Here is a 23884-nt window from a genome sequence, read left to right on the forward strand (position 1 = left end):
CAATCCACAGGGCAAACTGGTTCCAGTATGCCCATTGTCTTGGGGGATGTCCCGAGGCTGGAGCCGCGGTGCGATAGCTGTCGAGAGGAAGAGCAATCCGCAAGGACGATCGCGCTTCTCGCTATACTGCTGAACGCAACTCGTTGTTGGCTCTATGCGTTCTCTCCTGCAACCCTGCTTGACTGTTGGTCTTGCTGTCACTCTAGGCCTATCGGGCTGTGCCCCTGTCCCGGATGCGGCTTTAGAGGATGTCGTTCCGGCGGAACCCGCGATGCCTCCGGTTTACGAAGTCGTCAGCTTACCCGCTGCAACAGTGCATGTGGTCACTATTCCCGACCCGGTGCGCTACCCGGTGCAGGTGGCGGTGGTGGATGAGCTAGCGCGAGTTGACCAGATCGCCTCCCAACTTTGTGGGGCTGAAGGGTGCGTAACTGCCGCCCTTAACGCAGGTTTTTTTGACCCAAACAATGGCCTCACTACTTCCTACGTCGTGAAGGATGGCGCCCTGGTGGCCGATCCCAACCAAAACGAGCGACTGATCGGCAACCCTGACCTAGCTAGCTACATGGATAAGATTTTGAATCGCTCAGAATTTCGCCGCTACGATTGCGGTGGCACCCCAAGCTACGACATCACCTTCCATCAGGACCCTGTGCCCACGGGATGCGTCCTGGTGGATGCGGTGGGTGCTGGCCCTCAGCTGCTGCCCCAGGATACGTCGGTGGAGGAGGGTTTTATCGATCGCGCCACCCGCCGCGATGCCCTCGGTAGCCAGTCGCTCAATGCTCGCTCGGCGGTGGGCCTCAAGGCCGACGGCAGCGTGGTGATGGTGATGGTGGCCCAGGTGCCGGAAGTGTCGCCCTCAGGCATGACCATGGGGGAAGTGGCGGCCTTTCTGGGCGATCGCGGCGTCACTCAAGCCCTTAACCTCGACGGTGGCAGCTCCTCAACCTTGATGTATGGCGGCACTACCCACTACGGCCGTCTCAACAACTCCGGAGAACTAGTGCAGCGCCCGGTGAAATCGATTCTCTGGGTCGAAAATCTGCAACTGCAATAGTCATCGAGAAAGCTCTATTATGGGCAAAAGGCCTCGCCCCAGTTCAGCACTGTTGACTGGTCAGGATCTGTACATTCAAAGGAGACGATCTGGTTTTCGATGAGGCCAAAGGTCGTTTCCCAATCGGTCTGATCAAGCTGAAAAGTTACCATGCTGAGGGGTTGGCAACGATTGATCAAGCTAGTGCTAAGCGCAGTCATTAATTGTGGCGACTGCATAATTTGTGGTGCAGATTGCCCTTGAATACGCAACAAGATGCCTGTAGGTTTCTGCGCAGGATAGCTACTGTATAGATCACCTAGATCAACCGCTGAGGCATTACCGATGAATGCATTGTGCTCATCGTAGATCACATTATTGGCCTCTTCTAGGGCCGACCGACATGCCTGAACAGTATCCTCGCGAGAAGCTTGCGCTTGACTGGTTTGCGCCTGGCTGGGCTGAGGAAATTGAGCCACAAACAAAACGCAAGCAAAACTAACCAGTCGAGCCAGTTCTTTCTTTCTCATGGGACAGCTAGGGGGAAATAAAGAGTGAGCGTAGTTTTCCCAGATCACTAACGCTGTGCTCCACCATCCATTCCCCGCTTACTCCAGCGCCAGCCGCCGCTCCGCAAATGCTCGATTGTGGCGGAGATTTAGCTCCAGTTCCACTAGTTCACTGAGCTGGGTAGTGAGGGTTTCAATGCGCTTATTGGCTGCGACCCTGCGGTGGAGAGCTGCCCTAGCGAGATCTTCTCGACCGATGGCTAGGGCCTTCTCGGCAACGTGGTGCCATTCGTCGGCTGCTTTATAGGCGGTCTGCTGGTCGGCTAGGGTAGTGTTGTAGGCGGTGGCAATGTCGCCTAGGGCTTTTTGAAAGTTGGCTCGGGCTTCGACGGGGGTGGTGGTGTAGCGATCGCCCTCGGCCAGTCGCCGCAGTTCGGGTAGGTTAAGCTGGTCGGTGCGCAAGCCAAAGTTGGCTAGCTGGCGGCTTTCGCTGCGGCCTGTGGTGCACCAGTTAGCAAAATGTTCGCAGTTGTTAAGCAGCAAGTCGTACTGACGCTCGCCTAAGCGACTGATTGCCCGCTCGACAACAACGTCAGGGTCATAGACCAGCGATTTGCGAACGGTGTAAACCGGGTTGTTCCAAGAAAAGGCGTCGTAGCTGGTGCGAGCGATCTCAGCGATATCTCGGGCTTTGCTGTAGTGGATGACGGTACCATCGCCGCAGTCAATGCCGTGGTGCTGATATAGCCCAGGTACCCCTGCCAGGTCGCGCATGACGTAAATTTGATCACCCTTGGCCATAGCTGCTGTCTCGCTTAGAACAGTGTTATCAAAACCTTGAGGTAGGCTGCAATTTGGGCAAGGGCAAGCGGCCGTTTGCCCCGACGACAGCCCAGTGTTTAACGGTAAAACCGTACCTATTCCTGTTAAGGACTCATGGACGTGCCTATGAGCAGCGACCTGAAATAGGTATTTGTGCCATTGCCCTTCTTCGTTATAGCAGCCCTGTTTGTGGCTGGGCAGTGCGGGCATACACACCGCTAAAACCCCATTTCTCCCGTTGCCAAATCTAAGCTGAGCTGTCCTCCAGCGGCAGGGATTGTCATGCGATCGCCTGTGAGATCCATCTCGGGGTTGCCGCTTAGCCAAAAGCCCTGGGCAGCTTGGTCAACGACTGCCGCTCGCGACTGACCACTAACCTCGACAATGTCGTCAAAGCTGTGCTGGGCCACGACATCTCCGTCTAAACCCATCATCACAATGGCGCGAGGGCTGGCCACGTTAATCCATTCGTCGAGAAGTACCACGGTACCGGCGTCATTCACCAGAGCCAGGCGGGGACCGTAGCTGTGAGGCAATCGGTCTGACCAGACTTGCTGACAGCGATCGCCCAGGGTCTCAAACAGACTAGCGGTAGTGCGCTGAGTGCCAGCCTCGTCTTTCCCCAGCGTCAAAATCAGGTGGTAGTTGCCAGCAGGCGACGTTTCGTGGCGCAGCAGCGGTGGGTAAGGAATAGAATCCTGGCCAAGCACGGGCAGCGATTGCGATAGAAGAGCGAAACCTGGCAGAGTAGTCCAGTTAGACACCAAGCCCAAAGACGGCTGTGGGATGGTGGCACGAGCCGTCTCACTGAAGGGGATAGGTCCGTTCACGGTCACCATCACTCCCTGAGCAACCAGCAGCCAGCCAATTAGCACTGCCATCATCGCCCTCGGGGCTGCCAGCGCAGATAGCCCGCCAGCAACACCGCCGTCAACAGCGTCATTGCTGGGCCGTTGGGAATCGGTTCGGGAGCCTGCGCTGTCGCGGCGAAGGCGGCCTCGGGCAGCAGGGCCAGGTCGGTCACGGGAGTTACTTTGGGTGGGGGAACCCAGGGTAAGGCATCGGGAGCGGCTGACAAGGGAGGCAGCGTGGTGGGAATCTCCACTGGGGCGCTGTCGACAGATGAGGCTGGCGCAGTGCCAGCAAAGCCGCTGTTGCGGGCTTCGTCGATTTGGCGATCGGTGAGCTGATCTATGCGCGCACCATCGGGGTTAATGTCGTCGAGAGAGCTAGGCGAATTGCGAAAGCCGCCGTCGGTCATCAGATTATTCACGCCCCCAGCCCCAAGGCCCTCATGGGTTAGGCCCAGGTTGTGGCCAATTTCGTGGGCCACTGTGTCGAGGCGGCCAATGCCGTTATTAAAGGTGAGAATATCGTCGTCAATCAAAACGCCGTTTTGGTCAATCCATCCTAGACCAAGGGTTTCAAGCCCTTCAGAGGGGAAAATACTCTCCACAAACCACATACTGATGGGGCCAGATGTGCGGGTTGAGAGCGGGCTGCGCCCAAAGGCTCCGGCTCCGCCCGCAAAGGAAAGCTCGGCGAACTCGTCTTGGTTGTCGATGCTGAGAAAGCGGCTGGCGTTGAGCCGGTTGGGGGCCAAAAAGCTGACGTCGAGGTTGGCCTGGGCCCAAATTTTGCGGGTGGCTTCTTCAAAGGTGGCCAGGTCGGCGCAAAAGATGCCAAGGTCGTCACACACTTGAATGGGCTGAATGCTGACAAACCGCGTCGCGCCGCTGCTGCTCGCCCCTTCGCCCGAGCAGGACACCAGAGCCGCCGAGAGGCCGCAAACAATCAAAAACTGGGGCTTAAGAAGCGCGTTGGCCATCTGAGGTAGAAGCGATTGGCTCGGGTTGGGCAAAGCTGTCAAAACACCATACCCTGAGCAACCGTAGGATCAGGGAGATTATCCAAAAATTTTCTGTAAAATTCCTTTTTTTTGACGCTGGCCCAGCACTAAATGTTGCAGCATTTGCCCTTGCCACAGCGGCAGAGGGTTGCTAGAGCGCTGTAGCTGCGCCACTTGAGCCAGATCGGAGGCGGCTTCGGCCCCGCCCCCAGTCAGCCAGCGAGCAATGGGATGATCCCACCCCTGAAGAAATTCGTCGAGCATTACCCGGTGGCTATCGTCGATGGGGAAGGGGGTTTCGCTGGTGTCGGCGTGGGTGGTTTCGTGCAGCGCTTTGCGAGGTTTGGTGGTGGCGGCTAGAGCTTTGGCAGTCAGCGATCGCCAGGTTTCGCTCAGCAGCGGCGGCAGCGCCACCAGACTGGCGGCCTGGGCCAGATCGTTCGCTAGGGCAATTAGGTCGCGATCGCCGGTTTGCTCACCATAGCTGGCAAAGTCGTCGAGCAGGGGCTGCAGCAGTTCGCGCTCGAGCACCGTGGCCAACCCGGCTACGGCCACGGCATCAACCATGGGTCCGCTGACAGCAGATAGGTGAGTCACCGCGATGGCCAAGTCTCTCTGGCTATCGGGGCTGAGGCAAAACCAGACGCGATCGCTCAAGCCTTGGCGCACCTGCTGCTTGGCGTCGTCGAGCTTCAGCGGTGAAGAGGCTGGGACGGCAACGGGCGATTCTGCTATGGGTGATGGGGACGGCTGAACGGGTGATACGGGCTGAACCTTCGCCGACTGAGTCGACGCGTCTTTCTGAACTGAGGCCTTAGCAACCCGAGTAGGCTGAACTGACATAGATTGGGTCTTTGCTGCCGCAAAATCTGCCTTTTCTGCCCGAGCAGGATTGTCCTGTCGTGGAGCAGTCTGGGTCTGACTTACCTGCATTTGGGCCTTTAGTAGAGCTACATTCTCAGCTTTTAATGTGGCCAGTTGAGACTCTTTTTGAACCATCAGAACATTCTGGTCGGCTATTAAAGCATCCCGTTCTGCCAGTAATACGTCCTTCTCGCTGAGCTGAGCTTCCGCCGCCGCTAGCCGCTGGGCCAGCTGCTGAAGCTCTACCGCTGTCGCTCCGGCCCGCACCAGATTGCCGTAGTGAGGTTCGCTCAGATCAACCGGCTTAGCCGACTCGCCCGGCAGGTAGAGCCAGCCCTGCTGATCGCCCCGGTTGACGACTAACCGCTGGCCCTCGGGGTTGCCAATGGTAAGGGTGGTGGCGTCTGGGGTCGTTTTAGTCGTGGCGGAGTAGCGGCGGTTGCTGTAGGTAAACTCGGCAGCCTCCGGGGTCGGTGGAGCGATTCGCGAATCGCTCCGTCCCGGAATCGCATCTGAAGTCGCCGGCGCTGAGGGTGGAGCAACTGGCGGAGCAGTAATCACCTCTGCCTCCCGCTCTACGACTGGCGCATTGGCTGGGATAACGGGTATCCCGGATGGGCGCGCAGCTGGCGACCCCACTCCCCCACCACTACTCGCCGGAGGACTTGTCAGCGGCACAGGCACAGATAGCTTCGGTAGAGCTGGCGCTGCCAGGCGGGTCGGTAGCGGCGCGATCGCTTGGCCCTTTGCTGAAGCGCTCGCGGGTTCTGCCCCCGCCGCCGATCGCACCCCCACCAGCTCCAGCTCCACAGTCGTGGTGCCCTGCCACTCGTTCTGCTTGAGCTTGTAAGCCACATCGAGGTGATTGGGCAGAGGGTAGTACTCGCCCCAGCGCCAAGCGATCGCCTTGATCGTCTCGCCCCCAGCTTCCGCTAGCACCAGCTTGAGGTGGTCGCGGTTGCGGCCCACCGTCTGCTGCTCTAGCACCCGCACATTTGGCGTCCAAAACACCGGGTCGGGGTTCTCAATGCCGCAGGGATGCAGGTGATCGATCTGATCAAACAGGCCCTGGTGAATATCGCTTAGGCTTGCCTGGCTGTCGATTCTAACCAGTGGCTTGAGCAGATCGACCGAGAGGGTTTGGCAGGCGTAATGCGACAGCCGCGTGGTCACCTGGCGCAGCCGATTAGCTAAAAATGAGAACCCCCCCGCTGCCCGGTGGCCGCCAAACTTTTCCATCAGATCGTGGCAGGTTTGCAGAGCGGCAAACACGTCAAACTCCGGAATGCCCCGCGCCGAGCCGCGAATCACCTTATGGTCGTCATCTTCGTAGGTGCCGATGAAGACGGGTACGCCATAGCGCTCCACCAGCCGCGAGGCCACAATGCCAATGACGCCATGGTGCCAGCCGGGCTGCACGACAACCAAGACGCGATCGCGCTCAATATCCACCGTGCCCAGCGACCGCTGTTGCTCACACCAGGCGATCGCCTCCTGCTCAATGCTCTGGCAAAGATCTTGGCGGGTGCCGTTGATCTGCTCGCACTGCATGGCCCGCTCTAGCGCCACCCCGACATCGTCGGTAGTGAGCAAATCAATCACAATCTGCGGATCGCTGATTCGGCCCACAGCATTAATGCGCGGCCCCAGGCGAAAGCCAATGTGCTCTGGCTTTAGCGGCTTGCTCTGGTCGGCCAGCCCGGCGACTTGAATTAGTGCTTGAATGCCGAAAAGGCGCGATCGGGGCAGCAGCCCCAGCCCCCGCCGCACCCAGCGGCGGTTCACCCCCGTCAGCGGCGCTAAATCCGCGATGGTGCCCAGGGTAAACAGCTCTAGCAGTGGCCCAGTCAAGTCTTGGGTACGCCCCAGCGCCTGGGCCAAGCACACCGCCAAAATGTAGGCTACCCCCACCCCCGCCACCCCTCGGTAGGGCGAGGTCTCAGGCAGCAGCTTGGGGTTTAAAATCGCGTTTGCCGGGGGAATCTCGGGAGGAATGTCGTGGTGGTCGGTGACAATCACTGCCAGGCCCAGCTCACGGGCGCGCGCAATCGGAGCCACCGCCGCGATGCCGTTGTCCACCGTGAGAATGATGCTCACGCCCTCGGCGTAGCAGTCTTCGACAATGCGGGTGTTGATGCCGTAGCCCTCAGCCATCCGGCTGGGAATGGTGTAGGTCACCTGCGCCCCCAACGCCCGCAAGGCCCGCAGCAGTAGAGCGGTGCTGGTCATGCCGTCGGCATCGTAGTCGCCACAGATGGCGATCGCCTGCTGAGTGGCGATCGCCGTAACCAGCAGCTCTAAACTCGCCGCCAGATCAGGAAACTCCGCCAAGGGCGACGGCAACTGCTGCCGCTCAGGGTCAAGAAAATCGGTGGCCTGCGCCGGAGTCGTAATGCCCCGGTTGATCAACACCTGAGTTAACAGCGGCGACAGCCCCGTAACCTGCGCTAAGGATATTGCCAGAGGCACATTTGCCGGTGCCACCTGCCACCGCTGGCGCGGCAAGCCAGCCGTGGCGGTTGTAGATGAGGTGGAGGGGGCAGCAGACTCAGTCACAGTACAGAAGCACTAGATCGCGTGAACTTATCATAGCCGCAGTTCCTGATTTGGTTGAACCCGGCTCACCTCCAGCAGAGATTCGTAACCCAGTCACTTTAGAGCACTACGCAGAATATAGAAGACGAAAGCCAACGGTGCCCAGGCATGACCGCTCAACAAACCGCCTTACAACCCCTATCACGAACAACTCCCACGTCTGTTATTCGTAAAGCTGCCGCAAATTACTTTGAGCTTCAGTAAGCAGCCAGTTTGTCATGCTGCTTCCTTTCAGTATTTTTCCAGTCTAACGACCATTACCTAACGGCTAATCTTTTACGAATGTAGGTTGAATAGAACGAAGTGGAACTCAACGCTCTGCTAGATTCTGCCACCGGTCCCATGCTGTAGAGCCGGTCATCTCACACAAAATCTGTCGAGTTGGTTTTGCAGAGGTGCGTGAATGGAGCAAGCCCACCCTACAGGCCAGTCCAACGAAATCACTTCAGGCTTAACCTATTACGTATTTATTGATTGAAATGAATCAATGGGCGGAGCGAGACTCGAACTCGCACAACCGAAGTCGCCACATTTTGAGTGTGGTGCGTCTACCAATTCCGCCATCCGCCCTTGGATGCGTCCTCATTATACTCAACTGCGGGACGTTTAACCAACTGGTAGTAGTCATTGGTGCTGGCCCAGCGATCGATCTCTCGGGCACGCAGCACTGGCACCGGATGGGTCAGCCCCTGAGTGCGCACCTGTTTAAGGGCTTCGCCAATGGCATCATCGCTGAGGCTATCGTAGGCGCGGGCCTGAGCAATAAAGGCATCGACATTGAGCTGGTCAACTAGCGAAGGCGAACCGCCACAGAGCTTCATCAGCAGGGAGGCGACAACGCGGGGGTCTTGGGCAACCAGTAGGGCAGCGCGATCGCAGGTAAACTCAGCACAGCGCACCCACTCCATTAGCTGATTTTGAAGGCTCTGCGCCAGCACTTCGCCTAGGGGTAACTGACTGGCGGCCAAAGTGATTAGGTTGGCCAGGGTGAGGTAAACGCTGTGCTCACACTTGAGGTGGCCCAACTCGTGGGCGATCACTGCCTGAGTCTCTTCAGGAGTGAGCAGTTCAATCAGCGCCGTGTGGATGACGATGAAGGGCTGCTCGCCGCGCATAGCAAAGGTGTAGGCGTTAGGCACCGGGTTTTGGCGCACGTAGAGCTGGGGCACCTCCAGGTCAAGAATGCGGCAGGCTTCGACCAGCGACTGGTGCAAATCGGGCAGCTGGCGATCGCTCACCTGCAAGCTTGAGGCCAAATGGTCGAGGTGAAAGAACCGCTCTGCTAGGGGAGCCAGGGCCATGCGCACTATCACATCGAGTCCCGGCAGCTGCTTTAGAGCGCGGGTCGCTTCGAGATCGAGGGGGTGACGAAACTGGTCGGCGCGCAGCCCTACCAGCAGGGTTTTACCAGTCATAATTTTGGGGCTATTCAATAGCTTCTATCGTAGCTTGGGGAAACTGGCTTCGTTGGTGGGTGAGTTCCCTTTCGGCCCCTAAGTCCGCTACCATACGCCTCTGACTAACGTTGTTTAACCTGCCGCCTGATAGCTGCCCCGAGGAAATGCCGTTGTGACCCCCCAAGAATTTGGTCTGCTGTTGATTTCGGTCATTGCCAGCTCCTTTGGCCAGCTTTTTCTTAAGCTGGGGGCTTTGCAGTTAGGCAAAGTAACTAGCAATAACGCCCTGAGCCACATTCTGAGCATTGCGACTACCCCAGCTCTGCTGGCAGGACTGGCCGCCTACGGAGTTGGGGCGATCACCTACATCCTGTTGCTGACGCGGGTCAATTTGAGCGTAGCGGCACCAGCGGCTTCGCTGATTTATTTCGCCTCGGTCATTATTGGCGTAGTTATTTTTAAAGAAGATCTATCGTTTGGGCGTCTGGTAGGACTGGGGTTGATTATGAGTGGCGTGGTGCTAGTTGCCTCTCGCTAACGCTGCGTCAGGTCAGACTAACGCTACCCTTACGGCACTGGCATCCCTTACTTGATGGCGGCAAGGGCAAGTTTTGACGATGATGCCAGCCTCGGCTTGGAAGTAGCCGGGCCAAAGCAACGCCCAGGCCTGATCCTCAGCCTATGATTGTGACCGTAGCTAGCTTTAAAGGAGGCGTGGGCAAGACAACCACCGCCATCCATCTGGCTGCCTTTTTGCAGGGCTATGCCGAAACCCTGCTGATCGACGCCGACCCCAACCAGTCGGCCTCAGCCTGGGCCAGCCGAGGTGAGCTGCCCTTTTTAGTGGTCGATCAGTGGCAGGCGAGAGACCTTCCCACTCCCCATGGCCATGTGGTCATCGACACTCAAGCCCGCCCCATTGCCGATGACCTGGCCCTGCTGGCGGCTTCCTGCGACCTGCTGGTGCTACCCAGCACCCCCGATATTTTGGCCCTCGACGCCCTAGCTCTAATGGTGGGACATTTGGCAAGGCTACCTGTGGCCCCCTACCGCATTTTGCTGACCATGATTCCCCCTTACCCAAGCCGCGCTGGAGCCGAGGTGCGAGCCATGTTGATAAGCACCGGCCTACCGCTGTTTGCGGGGGGCATTCGCCGCTATAGCGCTTTTCAAAAAGCTGCCCTGGCCGGTACGGCGGTCTATGACGTCAAAGACCCAAAGGCTGAGGTGGGCTGGCAGGACTATGCAGCGATCGGTAAGGAGATTTTGGCCTACGCGCCGGGAATGGGGCGTTAGAGAGAGAATTTTGAATGTGTGCTTTCAGCAGAAACTCAAAATTCAAAACTCGAAACTCAATTCTGGCTCGCTCCACCCGCCTTACGCCAACCCGCCCCCATCCCTACGGTTCTCACCACCTTTGACGGATGAGAGAGTCGTTAACAGTTCGTTACAATGAGGTCATTGGATAGGGAATGCGTCTCAAGATTACGCCTCTGTCCTCAGGTTTTAATTACGAGGTGCCCTATGAACGGCAACTTACGGGTGGGGAATCTATTTGGCATTCCCTTTTATGTAAATGTGTCTTGGTTTTTTGTGCTGGCCCTAGTGACGTGGCAATACGGCAGTGGCTTAGCGGCGGCATTCCCCTATTTGGGTGGATCGTTGCCTTGGGTGCTAGGACTGGGGGCTGCGCTAACCCTATTTGCCTCGGTGCTGGCCCATGAGCTGGGTCATAGCTTCGCGGCGATGAAGCAGGGCATTGGGGTCAACTCGATTACGCTGTTTTTGTTTGGCGGTTTGGCGGCTCTAGAGAAGGAGTCGGATACGCCGAAGGGAGCATTTTGGGTGGCGATCGCAGGTCCCCTAGTCAGCTTTGTCCTATTTGGCCTTTTCTCGATTGCTGGGCTAGTACTGCCTCTATCTGGGCCGCTGGCGGGTATTGTGTCGCTGCTGGCCTACATTAACCTGGCTTTGGGTGCCTTTAACCTAATCCCCGGCCTGCCACTGGATGGTGGCAACGTGCTGAAGTCAATTGTGTGGAAGATTACGGGTCAGCCCCATAAGGGTCTGGTGTTTGCCAGCCGCACGGGTCAACTGCTGGGCTGGACTGCGATCGCCTTGGGTATCGGCTCCATCCTGGGCATCAGCTCGGTGGGTAGTGTTTGGACGCTGTTGATTGGTCTGTTTCTGCTGCAAAACGCTAACCGCAGCGCGCAGTTTGGTACGGTGCAGGGTCGTTTGGCTGGCCTGACGGCCCAAGATGCCCTGGCACAAGACAGCCCGGTTGTAGAGACCACCATGTCTTTGCGAGAGTTTGCTGACGGCGCTCTGCTGGCTGCCCCTTCGGCCTGGCGCAAGTTTTTGGTGGCTGACGAAACCGGTTTGCTGGTGGGCACGGTGCTGGTAGATGCCCTCAAGCAGGTGCCCCGAGAGCAGTGGGCTGAGACCAGCGTTGCCGCCATTATGGAATCTGCCGGTGACATCGTAACGGTGGGTGCCGAGCAGCCGCTGATGGAGGTCATTAAGACCTTGGAGACTCGGAAGATTCAGGCGCTGGCGGTGATTGGTAATGATGGCTCTTTGGCGGGTTTGCTAGAGAAGACCTCGATTCAAGCGCTGTTACAGTCGCCTCAGGCAGCTTAGCCACTGCTTAAAACACAGTAGAAGGTGCCTCAGCTTAAACGCAGATCAGACAAGTCTGGTCTGCGTTTTTTGCAATGGGAGTTCCAGAAGATTGGATTGTGGACTACCGAGGTGCGGAGAATCGGGTGTTTATCGGCAGCCCTAAGGAGCCTACGTTTTATAGTGTGTCGGTTGCTTAGTGCAGCCTATCAACAACGGCAATATCTGCTAAGTGAAACTATTAATTGCGCCCAGCTACTTAGCTAGCTGCTAGAAAGTAGTCAGAACTTTAGCTATAGCGGTTTAGGAGATCCCCAAGCAAGTCTTCGAAGCGGCCAAAGCGACCAAACTCCATTTCGTCAAAGTCATCGTTTTGCCTGCTGCCAGAGTGGCTGGTGGTCGTATATCCTTTCTCGGCCTTTTTCCAGTGGACACCATAGCGATCGTACTGGTGGCGTTTTGCCGGGTCTGAAAGCACTTCGTAAGCTTCGTTTAGGGCTTTAAACTGCTCTGCCGCTGCCGCATTGTTGGGGTTGAGATCGGGGTGAAGCTGACGGGCTAGTTTTCGATAAGCCTGTTTGATGGCCAGCAGGCTCGCCTGGCGATTGACCTTTAAGACCGCGTAGTAATCTGTCGAGTCTTGAGGAGTTGGCATCGTTTTGCTGTCTGATTGACTGTTGGCGAAAACTCAGCTTCGTCTTCTTCACTATACTAGACAGCACAATCGGGCTTACTCAAAGCCCAGCTCTTGCTTGAGCTTAGCCAGAGCCGTTTCACGGGTCTTTTGTAGGGCCACGTCGGCGTCAAACCGATCGATTTCGCCGCCGATCGCACAGTGGGGGCGCGCGATTTCCATCATCAGGCCATACTCCAGCCCTTCGGTGACCGCCTGGTACGAGGCTTCGATAATGTTAGTCGAAACCCCTAGGGTCGTCCAGCGTTGAGCACCGTTGCCCGACTCCATCAGCACCCGCGTTTTGGCCGCCGTGCCCGCGCCGCTATCGATGATCCGCACCTTGTAGTCAGAAAGGTGAAAGTTGGCGATCGCCGGATAAAAGGTCAGCAGCGCCTTTCGCAGGGCCGTGTCTAGCGCCGCCACTGGCCCATTGCCCTCCGCCGCCGCGAGAATTTCCTCCTCCCCCACCATGACTTTGATCGTGGCTAGCGATTGGCTGCTGTGGTCGCTGCCGTTGCCTTGGTGCTGGCAGTTGATGTAGAAGCCCTTGAGGTCGAAGAATTGGGGGCGATCGCCTAGGGCCTCCCGCATCAGTAGCTCAAAGCTGGCCTCGGCAGCTTCAAACTGGTAGCCCTCGTGCTCCAGAGCTTTGAGCCGGGTGAGCAACTGACGCGAGGCCGGGTTGTGGCGGTCTAGCTCTAGCCCAAAGCTGCGGGCTTTGACCAGCACGTTGCTCAGCCCCGCCTGATCCGACACCACAATGCGGCGGCTGTTGCCCACCGTGGCCGGGTCGATGTGCTCGTAGGTTTTCGGCTCGCGCTCCACGGCGCTGACGTGAATGCCGCCCTTGTGGGCAAAGGCCGATCGCCCCACGTAGGGGGCATGCTCGTCGGGGGCCAGATTGACCACCTCGCTGATAAAGCGGCTGGTCTCAGCCAGGGTTTCGAGCCGGGCCGGGGCAATGCAGGGGTAGCCCAGCTTGATTTGCAGGTTGGGGATCAGCGTGCAGAGGTTGGCGTTGCCACAGCGCTCGCCGTAGCCGTTGATCGTGCCCTGCACCATAGTGGCCCCAGCCTCCACCGCCGCCATGGCGTTGGCCACTGCCGTGCCGCTGTCGTTGTGGGTATGAATGCCCAGCTGGGGCCGGGGTTCTGGAAACCGCTGGAGCCAGGTGTTAACGGCAGTTACAATCGCGCCGACTTCGTGAGGCAGGGTGCCGCCGTTGGTGTCGCACAGCGCCAGCCACTCGGCCCCAGCTTTTACCGCTGCTTCGAGGGTTTCTAGGGCGTAGTCGGGGTTGGCTTTGTAGCCGTCAAACCAGTGCTCGGCGTCGTAAATTACCCGGCGACCCTGGCTGCGAAAGTAGCAAATGGTATCGTCGATCATAGCCAGGTTTTCGGCCAGGGTGGTCTGCAAGCCGGTAGTCACATGCAAGTCCCAGGATTTGCCAAACAGCGTAATCCACTCGGTGCCCGCAGCCAGCACTGGTTGCAGCATCGGCTCTTCGGCAGCGACTTTGCCAGGGCGGCGGGTCGAGCAAAAGGCGGTAATGCTGGCCTGGGTAAGGGGAGTTTCTTTCAGCTGCCAAAAGAACTGCACATCCTTGGGGTTGGCTCCCGGCCAGCCGCCTTCGATGAAGGGCACCCCGAGGGCGTCGAGCCGTCGGGCAATGCGAATTTTATCTTCGATCGATAGGGCCAATCCCTCCCGCTGGGCACCATCCCTGAGCGTGGTGTCATAGATGTAAAGGGGAGTGCGCTGCTCAACCATAGCCAGTGGTGCCCTAGGAATTATCGTTGGTGTCACAGTTATCTAGAGTAAGCCTTGGGCTGGGGATGCTTGAGAACGCCGGGGCGATCGCGTTATAAAACGTAGATATTCTTCGTCTGCCAGGAAATGCCATGCCCACCGTCACCGCCCAGGGAAAAACCATGCAGTGCGAAGCCGGAGCCAACCTGCGCCAGGTCTTGCTAACCCACGGTATCGATCTCTACAACGGCCAGGCCAAGGTGATCAACTGCCGCAGTCTTGGCACCTGCGGCACCTGCGCAGTGGCAATCCAAGGCGAAGTTTCAGCCACCAACTGGAAAGACAAGGCACGCCGATCCCTCCCTCCCCACGACCCCGCCCGCGACCTCCGCCTCGCCTGCCAAACCCAAGTACTGGGCGACATTGTCGTCACTAAATACGACGGCTTCTGGGGCCAAGGCCAAACCCCCATCTGGTAAACCCCAACTCTCCTACTCCGCTACCCGCCAACTCTCCTACCCGCCAACTCCCCCTCTCTCCCACTCCCCCGCTGAGGCGTCCGAATCGCATCCAACATATCTGTCTTCGTGCCATCCACGCTGCCGCCCTGAACGCTCACTCGGTAGCGCATGGGTGATAAATAGCCCTGAATTTTGAACTTTTGGCAATCGATGTGAAGCTGGCTGAGGGCGACCTGGCGATCGCGATCGAGGGTGTCGAGATAGCCGCTAAACCCCAAAAACGCCAGCCGATAGAGCAACTGCTGACTAAACTGCCCCTCAAAATAGCCGCCGTGCACGTCTCGCTTACCGGTTCCGTAATCCAGAGTCAGCATTAGATAATCCCAGGGCAGCAGGGCCGATCGCCCCAGCGCGCGGGTCAAAAGCCCCGTCGGACGGATAGAGCAACTATTGTTCTGCAGATCAAACTTCAGATCGGTGTAGTCGGTGCAGTCAAAATAGGTAAAGAAATCGGCTACTGTGGCGCGTTGACTATCGCGCTTTGACTGCACCTCAAACAAATCCCCCAGGGTGACTACTCCCCGAGCTTGAAACCGCTCATAGGTGAGAAACAGATTTTCCATCACCTTTTGGCTTGACTGGGCGATCGCCTCACCGACAGACAAATTTACCGGAAAGTCGCGATCGAGGGAGGCCAAATTGACTAAGCCATAGTCGTCGATGCTGCCCGTTTTGTTTTGCAGCGCCACATTGCCTAGGCGATAGCCCCGGGCCTGAGTGCGGCTAGGAAAAGCAATATAGTTGGCGGCTGTGGAGGCAATGCGCAGCGCAATATCTCCCTCATTACAAAACAAGTACGATTCTGAAAATCGCCGCAATGACGACGACAAAAAGTTGGCCCGACTTGACACAATCGTCAGCACTGGAATGTCAGGAGAGGCAAGAATCAGCCGCTCCAAGCGGTACACATCGCCCACATCGCTGGGCGGCTGTTTATTTACCGATCGCATGTCGAATACATCTGACAAAATGCGCACGACATTGGTCACTACGAAACCGCCCATGCTGTGGCCAATAAAGCTGAGCTTCACCTTATTGCGGCTGCGTTGAGCCCAGTATTCGCGAGCTTTGAGCAGCGCTTGCTGTTGCTCATACTCAGTTTTTGCCAGAGGAAATAGAGCATTAGCTGTGCGTTGCACAATCGCCTGATCAATTTGGCGCAGCAGTTCGACTAGATCTAGCACGCCAAAATTGTCGGCCCGATAGCTGTCGCGGAAATACACGATCAGTCGCAGCACAACTAGGGCCGCCATCAGCAGCCCCAAGGCGAGCAACAGCACCAGAGAAAGGCTAATTAAAAATCCCCAGGTCGATGTCTCCAGGGCGTTGAGCAATTCAAGAATCAGTAGCCCCAGCGCACAGATTGCCCCGGTCAACAGCAGATCTCGTGGCAGCGGTGGTAAGGCGGCCAGGGCCTCAAAAACTTTTTTGGGCTCGCTGAGCGCCACATTTTCAGAAGGCCAGCGGTAGCCGATAAAAACGCGGTGGGGGCTCCTGCTAATGGCCGAATCGTGGCGGTTGGCGTACTTAAAAATATTTTTGTACCAGGCCTGCACCCCATGGAGGCTAGTGTTGTAGCCATGCACCGTAATCACAAGTTCGGCAAACCCATCGGCGCTGCTGCCCATCATGTGGTGCAGGTGGTCGGCAATGTCGGCAATTCCCTGATTAGCCTGCTGCTGAACTCTTTCGCTGGCTTCCTCGGCGTCTTCAATATTGGGTGGGGCGCTACTCATGACAAAGTAGCCGGGAATTTTGCCCTCAACGCCGCTGGTGTCATCTAGATCAACGATTTTGGCCAGATTTTCCTCGGCGAAAGCAAATTTCTGAATAATAAAGGGAAGCTGTTTCATAGATGCCCTGGTTAGACTACACAGGAAGAATTACAGGAGAGTAGTCGAAAGCTTCGGCCTTAGAGCCCTGCGGTACACGAAAATAGACTACAGTTCTGCGAAGCTTTTTACGAACAAAGCCTCCAAAAATTTTAAAATTAGGAGGGCTTAGAATTAGAAAACTGCTGCAAGGGTAAAGCCTGGAGTTAGCGCCATCACCGGGTTGTTGGCAGCCTGCGTACGCTAGGTAAAATCTGGATTAGAACAGCTCAAAATGCCAGGACTCAAACCTGTTAGGGCATTTTCTTCATTTTTCGTTCTTCTGCTATAACCCCCGCTTGTTTACAGGGTTATAGGTCAAAGTGCTGCCCTAGCTTTTGCCGGCGACAGTGACTATTGTCTTCGGCGCAATAGCCATCGCTATAACCTTTCGCCAAGGCTTTTAGCCTAGATCTTGCTCAAAAACCTGGTGGATTAAGCTTCTTTAGCCAGCACCGGAGCCGCTTGCAGGAGGGTTTGGGTGTAAGGGTGCTGGGGCGATTCAAACAGTGTTTTAGTAGGGGCAATTTCTACAATTTTGCCCTGCTGCATGACGGCAATGCGATCGCACATAAATCGCGCCACCCACAGGTCGTGGGTAATAAATAGGTAGGTGAGATCAAACTCATGCTTGAGGGCAATCATTAGATCGAGCACTTGGGTCTGCACCGTGGCGTCGAGCATGCTCACCGGCTCATCGCAGATCACCAGCTTAGGGTGGGTGATTAAAGCCCGGGCGATCGCCACCCGCTGCTGTTGCCCTCCCGACAGATCGCTGGGAAAGCGCTGAAAGTAGTCAGCGGTGGGGTTGAGGCTAACGCGGGCGAGCATGTCGTGGGCCTGCTTTTCGGCCTCGGCAACGGTGGCCAGCCCGTGGATCAGCAGCGGGTCGGCAATGCTCTTGCCCACGGTCATCATCGGGTTGAGGCAGGCGTGGGGGTCTTGAAACACCATTTGCAGCTGCCGCCGCTGCTGCCGCATGGCTTCGCGGGAGAGGGTAGTGAGATCGGTACCGCAAAACTCCACCTGCCCAGCGGTCGGTTTCGCTAGCTGCAGAATGGTGCGCGATAGGGTGCTCTTGCCGCAGCCTGACTCGCCCACCAGCCCCACCACCTCGCCAGGGTAAATTTCTAACGTTACCCCGTCCACCGCCTTAATCACCTTCGACTCCTGCCCCCCCAGTAGCCGAGCGATCGGGTTGGCTTCTAAGGTGTAGTGCTGCTTGACATCCGTCAGCCGCAAAATAGGTTCTATGGCGGTGGCGGTGTAGGCTAGCCCCTCGGCCTGCTGCATTTGCAGGGCCGACTCCACCAGCGATCGCGTGTAGCTATGCTTAGGGCTTTGAAGAACCGCAGCAGCGCTGCCCTTTTCTACTACCCGGCCTTCGTACATGACGGCGACGCGATCGCAGTATTCTGCCACCAGCGACAGGTCGTGGGAGATCAGCACTAGGGCCGTGCCCAACTCGTCGCACAGCCGCTTTAGCTCATCGAGGATCTGGGCCGACACCGTCACATCTAAGCTAGTGGTGGGTTCGTCGGCAATGATCAGCTTGGGCTCTAGAATCATCGCCAGGGCGATCGCCACCCGCTGACGCATGCCGCCGCTAAACTCGTGGGGATACTGGCCAAACCGGCTGGCGGGAATGTTGACCTTTTCCAGCACTGCGATCGCCCGCGCCTTGGCCTCACCCTGAGATACCTCAGAGCGATGGGCACGCAGCGTCTCTATGCAGTGGTCGCCAATGGTCATCAGCGGGTTGAGCCGCGTCATCGGGTCTTGAAAGACCAGGGCGATCGCCTCACCCCGAAACTGCCGCAGCCGCTGGGGGCTAAAGTCGAGCACCGACTCGCCGTTAAACCACACCCGCCCCTGTAGCTCCGTCGCCTTTGGCAACAGCCGCAGCGCTGCCCGCCCCAGGGTGCTCTTGCCGCAGCCCGACTCGCCCACCAGCCCCAGCTTTTCCCCCGGCGACAGGTTTAAAGACACCCGATCCACCGCGCGCTCTGCCTGGCCTGGGTAGGTGACCGAGAAGCTTTCGAGGGCAAGGAGGGAGTCTGGCATGGAAGGGTAGGGGGGTGAATGAGTAGGGGATGGATGGGTAAAGGATGCGGTAGCAGCAGATTGGAGGGGTGCGAAAAATGCAGCCTAGAGAGAGAGCAAATGCCTGGTCGGCGATCTGACCCATCCACCCATCTACCCACCTACCCATCCACTCATTGATCCACCCGCCGCATCAAATACGCCACCCCAAAATCTCCGTTGGGGTGCTGCTCTAGCAGGTCAGCTAGCTCAAACACGCGTTGGGCAACATCGGGTCCTAGCTTGTCAATGGTGGCTAGTTTTTCTCGTTCGGTGTGCTCTAGCTCACGCACCTGGGCCTGCCAATCAGCAGAAAAAATGTAATCGATGTGGGTCTGTAATTCGAGCTGCTGCAAGATCTCCCACTCGCCGCCATCGCACCAGATGCCGTTGCAGTTGGGGCAGCGCTCAACATAAAACGATCCCTGCGGCAGGGTAATGCGGCCCCGCACTAGGTAACTGCGGCAATCGAGGCACAGAGCTGCCCGATTATCAAGCGCAGCGGGCTGAAACGAGGTGCTCAATGACAGAGGCAGCACCGCTACTTGAATCGGCTCCTCGGGGTCATTTTGTTGCCTTTGCCAGTCTGCATAATGTTCTGGCGGAATCCAGCTGCCGCCACAGCTGGGGCAGCCGTGGACCGCCAGCCCCGGTGCTAGCTGACTGTCTTGAAGGTCAATATCCCCTTCCTTAGGGCACTGATACAAAGCACCTACTCCCAACCATCTACCCAACGAACCCCTAATATTAAACCACCTAGGCTAGGGCGTTAAGTCGGGTTGGCGATCGCCTGCTCCAAAGCTTGGCAAAAGGTCAGCAGCTGATCCAGTTTTGTGAGCATCTGCTGCTGCCGCTGCTGAGCTGTGGCCGACTGACGGGCCGCCTGCAAAAATGCCACATCCATCGCTAGCAGCCTAAGGGTGCGGTTGATTTCGGTTAGCACGGGCTGGGTGGTGGGCAACTCTTCTCCCAGAGGCAGCATCTGGTGCTGAAACTGTTGCTGAGTCAGCAAAAACTGCGCCTGTAGAGTGCGCCCGTCGGGGTTAGCAGACTGCACCAGGCCAATCATGGTCTGGAGGTGCGATCGCAGGGTTTCTAGGGCATTCTTCATAGATAGCTCACCCCTTTAGGGCCGTAGCGTTGGCGGCATGACAATAGTTTTACGATAACTAGAGATAAATTGCTGATTCCCCTTATCGAGGACAAATGTTAAGGTTAATACATAACTATCCATCAACCCTCAGTCAGCCTTAAGTATTTATTGCGGCCTGGGCTGTCGATGCGATTTTCCTCAAAGTTATGGTGTAGGTTATTTTTATCTCGGCGAGCTACTTTGTTGTAGCCCCATTACCTGGGCCTGTTGACAGAACGTTTGTACGATTTCTGTTTGGTTTTTTACTCCAAACCTAAGCAGATCGGTAGACGTTCTTATCTGTCCTGAGGCGATTTTATTTTATTAATAACTCCACTCTTTGAGTCTTGCCCAGACTTAAAGACAGTGTTCAAATACAAATCACTGTTTTTGGCAAGTTTCTAGTCTACCCGCAATCCCTGAAGGTCACTGGCACCCTTATGACTGCAACAGTTCATCCCCCCCTACCCGATGACTGCACCCTGCCCGGTTGGCTCGAAACTTGCGTGCTAACCCACCACGATGACTGTCAAGATGACCCGGCCCAAGACCCGGAAGATAAGTCCAATAACCTGCTGGTGTGCCAGGCCTTTGAGTTTGCCTACACCCTGCACAAAGGGCAGTATCGGGCCTCAGGCGAGCCCTACATTTGCCACCCCATTGCCGTAGCCGGCCTGCTGCGCGATCTGGGCGGCGATAGTGCCATGATTGCCTCCGGTTTTCTCCACGACATTGTTGAAGATACCGATATCACCCCGGAAGAACTTGAGAGCCATTTTGGTGATGAGGTGCGGCAGTTGGTGGAAGGGGTCACCAAGCTATCGAAGTTTAATTTTGAGAGCAAAACCGAGCGCCAGGCCGAAAATTTTCGCCGCATGTTCTTGGCAATGGCCCAAGACATTCGGGTGATTGTGGTGAAGCTGGCCGATCGCCTCCACAACATGCGCACCCTCGAGCACCTCAGCGACGAAAAACGCCGCCGCATTGCCCGCGAAACTATGGAGATCTTTGCGCCCCTGGCCAACCGCCTGGGGATCGGCCGCTTTAAGTGGGAACTGGAAGATCTTTCATTCAAATACTTAGAGCCCGACGCCTACCGCCAAATGCAGCGCCACGTCACTGAAAAGCGGGCCGATCGCGAGGCGCGGCTCGTGGAGGTGGCCGAAACCCTGCGCCAGCGCATGCACCAGTCTGAGATTCAGGTGGTCGATGTCAACAGTCGACCTAAGCATCTTTACGGCATTTACCGCAAAATGGAGCGGCAGCAAAAGGACTTCAGCGAAATCTACGACATTGCCGCCATTCGCCTCATTGTCGGCACCAACGAAGATTGCTACCGTGCCCTGGCGATTGTGCACGACGCCTTTCGCCCGATTCCCGGTCGGTTTAAGGATTACATTGGCCTGCCCAAGCCCAACCGCTATCAGTCGCTGCATACGGTGGTAATTGGCCCCAAGGGTAAGCCGATCGAGGTGCAGATTCGCACCCTTGAGATGCACCACATCGCTGAGTACGGTATTGCCGCCCACTGGAAATATAAAGAAACCGGCGCTTCCACCAATACCCGCATTAACGCCGACGACGAAAAATTTACTTGGCTGCGGCAGCTCTTAGAGTGGCAGAACGACCTCAAGGATGCCAAAGAATTTCTCGAAAACGTTAAGGGCAACCTGTTTGACGAGGACGTTTACGTCTTCACTCCCGATGGCGATGTGGTGCCGTTGAGCCGGGGAGCCACTTCCGTCGATTTTGCCTACCGCATTCACACTGAGGTGGGCAACCACTGCGCTGGAGCCAGGGTAAATGGCCGTATCGTCACCCTCGACACGCCGCTGGAAAATGGCGACATCGTTGAAATTATTACCCAAAAGAACAGCCACCCCAGCCTTGACTGGCTCAATTTTGTGGTCACCCCCAGCGCCCGCAACCGCATTCGCCAGTGGTATAAGCGATCGCACCGCGACGAAAATATTGCCCGGGGCCGCGACATGCTCGAAAAAGAGCTGGGCCGCAGCGGCTTCGACGCTCTGCTCAAGTCTGAACCTGCCCAACTAGCCGCCGAGCGCTGCAATTACCAGAGCGTCGACGACTTTCTGGCCGGGTTGGGCTACGGCGAGGTGACGCTCAATTCTTTTGTCAATCGCCTGCGCGAAGCCGTCAAGGCCAAGCAGCCTCTAGAGCCGCTGTCGGCCGAGTCGTCGCTGCAAGATTCTGATCGGTTTCTAGCGGGAGCTGTCACCAGCCCCCACCGCCCTCGCCCTGTCCCTTCCAAGGATCCAATTTTGGGAATTGAGGGGCTAGTGCACCACATTGCGGGCTGCTGTAACCCGCTGCCCGGCGAACCGATTATGGGCAGTGTCTCCCTGGGTAGCCGAGGCATTGCCATCCACCGCCAGGGCTGTCCTAACCTGGTCGATATTCCGGGCGATCGCATCATCCCCGTCAGCTGGAACCCGGTTGACCACAGCGGTTCTCGCCACACCTACCCGGTGGAGGTGCGCATTGAGGTGATCGACCGCGTGGGTGTCCTCAAAGACATTCTCTCCCACCTGTCAGACCTGCAAATTAACGTTCACAAAGCTCAGGTCAAAACCTTCCCCGGCCAAACCGCCGAGATCGATCTGGGGCTTGATGTCAAAGATCATGCCCACCTAGAACAAACCTTTGGGCAAATTCGCAAGATGACCGACGTGCTCAAAATTCGCCGGATGAGTCAGGTCACTTAGTACTTGACCAAGCTCGTTAGAACAGGCTCTCTTCGCCGGGATTTAGGGTTTGAGGTGTATGGTTTAAGGCTAACCTCGAACCTTGAACTTTAGATCTTGGACCTTTCCCCCACCAACCAGTAACCTTTGGCCTGGCAAACCACTAGATTATTGCCCAACGAAAATTCTGTTGAAGCGCCATAGGATAATGTGGGTTTGCACGACGGTAGGCGCACTATGGAGCAGGCAACCCCCAACCCAATTCAGCGAGTCGGTGTCGTTGGCGGCGGACAGCTCGCCTGGATGATGGGACCAGCGGCGCAAAAGCTGGGTCTAGAGCTTGTGGTGCAGACGCCAAACTCAACCGATCCAGCCGTGGCGATCGCTCAATCCACCCTCCTTGCCCCCGTTGCTGATGCCCCCGCTACCGCATCCCTCGCGGCCCAGTGCGACGTAATTACGTTTGAAAACGAGTTTATCGACTGTGAAGGGCTCCAGGCTCTGACCCAGCAGGGCACAGTCTTTCGCCCTAGCCTGGATGTATTAGCCTTGGTGCTCGACAAGCACCACCAGCGCGAGTTTTTTGCGCGGATTGGTCTACCCAACCCTCGCTACGACTTTTTAGATGGTAACGAAAGCGAGGCCGAACTTGCCGCCAAGGCAGAGCTAATTGGTTTTCCGCTAGTGATGAAGACCCGCCGTTTGGGCTATGACGGCTACGGCACCTCAGTAGTCAAAGATGCGGCTCAGCTCAGCGCCACGTGGGACAAATTTAACCGTGCCCCGGTGCTGTTGGAGGAGTTTGTGCCCTTCAAACAGGAGCTGGCGGTGATGGTGGCCCGCTCGGCATCGGCGGATGTCGCTGTCTTTCCCACCGTAGAAACTCAGCAAGTCGGGCAGATCTGTCGCCGCGTCTTTGCCCCTGCCCAAGTTAGCCCCGAGGTCGCAGCGAAGATGACCAGCATTGCCCACGCTCTGGTGGAGCAGCTTCAGTTGGTGGGCATCGTCGGTATTGAGTGCTTTCTCACTTCGGACGACCGGGTGCTGATTAATGAAATTGCCCCCCGCACCCACAACTCGGGCCACTATAGTCTCGATGCCTGCGAAACCTCCCAGTTTGAGCAGCAGCTGCGGGCTGTGAGCGATCGCCCCCTTGGCCTCACTGCGCTCAACTGCCCCCAAGCCGTTATGGTCAACCTGCTGGGGCTAGACGAGCCTGAAGCCAGCCACCACCAGAAGCTTGAGACCCTTAAACAATGGCCTGAAGCCACCCTCTACTGGTACAACAAAACCATTCGCCCCAGACGCAAGCTGGGGCATATAACGCAGCGGCTCGATGCGATGGCAGACCCCATCGCCGCCGCCGCTGCGATCGAGGCTATCTGGTACGGCGAGTTGACCGATAAGGACGCTTGAAATTTGAGTTCACACCTTGAACCTAAAACTTAAAA

Annotated in this window: 19 protein-coding genes and 1 tRNA gene; 7 read left to right on the forward strand and 13 right to left on the reverse strand. The window is 57.1% G+C overall.

Annotated elements, in window-relative coordinates; genetic code table 11:
• Positions 1–178: 178 nt before the first annotated feature.
• On the forward strand, positions 179–1060 hold the full coding sequence (locus NC979_RS21415) for a phosphodiester glycosidase family protein (RefSeq protein WP_242023880.1): 882 nt from the start codon (positions 179–181) through the stop codon (positions 1058–1060).
• Between the two features lie 17 nt (positions 1061–1077).
• On the opposite strand, the gene NC979_RS21420 is transcribed toward NC979_RS21415, so the two are convergent.
• The 7 genes from NC979_RS21420 to NC979_RS21450 form a co-directional block, all read right to left on the reverse strand.
• Positions 1078–1569: a hypothetical protein gene (locus tag NC979_RS21420; protein WP_190515780.1), complete on the reverse strand. Its 492-nt coding sequence runs from the start codon at positions 1567–1569 to the stop codon at positions 1078–1080.
• 78 nt (positions 1570–1647) lie between these two features.
• Positions 1648–2349, reverse strand: coding sequence for a lecithin retinol acyltransferase family protein (locus tag NC979_RS21425; protein WP_190515783.1), 702 nt, complete (start codon positions 2347–2349; stop codon positions 1648–1650).
• 239 nt (positions 2350–2588) lie between these two features.
• Positions 2589–3251, reverse strand: a complete 663-nt coding sequence (locus tag NC979_RS21430) for a hypothetical protein (RefSeq protein ID WP_206755242.1) — start codon at positions 3249–3251, stop codon at positions 2589–2591.
• The gene (locus NC979_RS21435; RefSeq protein ID WP_348253807.1) at positions 3251–4231 is read right to left on the reverse strand and encodes a hypothetical protein; all 981 of its coding nucleotides are present in this window, start codon (positions 4229–4231) and stop codon (positions 3251–3253) included. The genes NC979_RS21430 and NC979_RS21435 overlap by 1 nt, the downstream gene beginning before the upstream one ends.
• Before the next feature lie 45 nt (positions 4232–4276).
• Positions 4277–7639 (reverse strand): single-stranded-DNA-specific exonuclease RecJ, encoded by a 3363-nt coding sequence (recJ, locus tag NC979_RS25440; protein WP_431191105.1) that lies wholly within the window; start codon positions 7637–7639, stop codon positions 4277–4279.
• A gap of 527 nt (positions 7640–8166) precedes the next feature.
• Positions 8167–8248, reverse strand: a tRNA-Leu gene (locus NC979_RS21445).
• Entirely contained in the window at positions 8227–9093 is an 867-nt protein-coding gene (locus NC979_RS21450) for a M48 family metallopeptidase (protein ID WP_190515790.1), read from the reverse strand. The genes NC979_RS21445 and NC979_RS21450 overlap by 22 nt, the downstream gene beginning before the upstream one ends.
• A gap of 154 nt (positions 9094–9247) precedes the next feature.
• Here NC979_RS21450 and NC979_RS21455 point away from each other — a divergent pair, with 154 nt between their 5' ends.
• From NC979_RS21455 to NC979_RS21465, 3 genes are all read left to right on the forward strand, one after another.
• The gene (locus NC979_RS21455; protein WP_190515793.1) at positions 9248–9613 is read left to right on the forward strand and encodes a DMT family transporter; all 366 of its coding nucleotides are present in this window, start codon (positions 9248–9250) and stop codon (positions 9611–9613) included.
• 143 nt (positions 9614–9756) lie between these two features.
• Positions 9757–10371, forward strand: coding sequence for a ParA family protein (locus NC979_RS21460; protein WP_190515796.1), 615 nt, complete (start codon positions 9757–9759; stop codon positions 10369–10371).
• 228 nt (positions 10372–10599) lie between these two features.
• Positions 10600–11718, forward strand: a complete 1119-nt coding sequence (locus NC979_RS21465) for a site-2 protease family protein (protein ID WP_190515798.1) — start codon at positions 10600–10602, stop codon at positions 11716–11718.
• Between the two features lie 268 nt (positions 11719–11986).
• On the opposite strand, the gene NC979_RS21470 is transcribed toward NC979_RS21465, so the two are convergent.
• Entirely contained in the window at positions 11987–12352 is a 366-nt protein-coding gene (locus tag NC979_RS21470) for a DnaJ domain-containing protein (RefSeq protein WP_190515801.1), read from the reverse strand.
• A gap of 75 nt (positions 12353–12427) precedes the next feature.
• Positions 12428–14143, reverse strand: coding sequence for a citramalate synthase (gene cimA / locus NC979_RS21475; RefSeq protein ID WP_190515803.1), 1716 nt, complete (start codon positions 14141–14143; stop codon positions 12428–12430).
• Positions 14144–14274: 131 nt separating this feature from the next.
• On the opposite strand from cimA, the gene NC979_RS21480 reads away from it, so the two are divergent.
• Positions 14275–14601 (forward strand): 2Fe-2S iron-sulfur cluster-binding protein, encoded by a 327-nt coding sequence (locus NC979_RS21480; RefSeq protein ID WP_190515806.1) that lies wholly within the window; start codon positions 14275–14277, stop codon positions 14599–14601.
• Between the two features lie 20 nt (positions 14602–14621).
• On the opposite strand, the gene NC979_RS21485 is transcribed toward NC979_RS21480, so the two are convergent.
• From NC979_RS21485 to patD, 4 genes are all read right to left on the reverse strand, one after another.
• Positions 14622–16496, reverse strand: a complete 1875-nt coding sequence (locus tag NC979_RS21485; protein ID WP_190515808.1) for an alpha/beta hydrolase — start codon at positions 16494–16496, stop codon at positions 14622–14624.
• A 453-nt stretch (positions 16497–16949) separates the two neighbouring features.
• Positions 16950–18578, reverse strand: a complete 1629-nt coding sequence (locus NC979_RS21490; protein WP_190515811.1) for a dipeptide ABC transporter ATP-binding protein — start codon at positions 18576–18578, stop codon at positions 16950–16952.
• Between the two features lie 152 nt (positions 18579–18730).
• Positions 18731–19303 carry a TFIIB-type zinc ribbon-containing protein gene (locus NC979_RS21495; protein WP_190515813.1) on the reverse strand — a complete coding sequence of 191 codons (573 nt, stop codon included), beginning with the start codon at positions 19301–19303 and terminating at the stop codon, positions 18731–18733.
• Positions 19304–19365: 62 nt separating this feature from the next.
• Positions 19366–19707: a heterocyst frequency control protein PatD gene (gene patD, locus NC979_RS21500; RefSeq protein WP_190515817.1), complete on the reverse strand. Its 342-nt coding sequence runs from the start codon at positions 19705–19707 to the stop codon at positions 19366–19368.
• A gap of 461 nt (positions 19708–20168) precedes the next feature.
• On the opposite strand from patD, the gene NC979_RS21505 reads away from it, so the two are divergent.
• Positions 20169–22454 carry a RelA/SpoT family protein gene (locus NC979_RS21505; RefSeq protein WP_190515820.1) on the forward strand — a complete coding sequence of 762 codons (2286 nt, stop codon included), beginning with the start codon at positions 20169–20171 and terminating at the stop codon, positions 22452–22454.
• Between the two features lie 216 nt (positions 22455–22670).
• Positions 22671–23849: a 5-(carboxyamino)imidazole ribonucleotide synthase gene (locus NC979_RS21510; protein WP_190515822.1), complete on the forward strand. Its 1179-nt coding sequence runs from the start codon at positions 22671–22673 to the stop codon at positions 23847–23849.
• Positions 23850–23884: the final 35 nt, after the last annotated feature.

It is taken from the genome of Leptolyngbya subtilissima AS-A7 (assembly GCF_039962255.1).
In the GTDB taxonomy this organism is placed as follows: domain Bacteria; phylum Cyanobacteriota; class Cyanobacteriia; order Phormidesmidales; family Phormidesmidaceae; genus Nodosilinea.